The organism is Falsihalocynthiibacter sp. S25ZX9 (assembly GCF_041205405.1).
In the GTDB taxonomy this organism is placed as follows: domain Bacteria; phylum Pseudomonadota; class Alphaproteobacteria; order Rhodobacterales; family Rhodobacteraceae; genus Falsihalocynthiibacter; species Falsihalocynthiibacter arcticus.
The window spans coordinates 1-279 of sequence record NZ_JBGFCD010000347.1 but is presented as its reverse complement, the minus strand read 5'-3'; the positions used below and the strand labels follow the sequence as shown (position 1 = coordinate 279).

Genomic DNA, 279 nt, shown 5'->3' with positions numbered 1-279 from the left:
AACGCGGCCATAGCCCGTCGCAAAACCTGACACCTCCTCGACCCAGCGCCAAAACGCGGGCGCCATACAGAGGCTTTCGAATTGAAACTGTTTTTTGGCCTCCCAGCGCTCGGGCGTATGTGGCGCAAGGGCGCCAACGAAGCCACCGCTGGCCCCTGCCACGACCGAGGCCCGCTCAACAACTTGAACTTTCGCGCCCGCCTTGGCACAAACATAGGCGACAGACAGGCCAAACGCGCCCGCCCCCATTACTGTTATTTCTGCCATTGCCAAAGTCCG

The 279-nt window shown here is 60.9% G+C and carries 1 protein-coding gene; it reads right to left on the bottom strand.

What is annotated here, in order from left to right:
- Positions 1-267 (bottom strand): FAD-dependent oxidoreductase (locus tag AB9F29_RS22530; protein WP_369757330.1); only part of this gene is annotated, 267 nt, incomplete at its 3' end.
- Between the last annotated feature and the right edge of the window lie 12 nt (positions 268-279).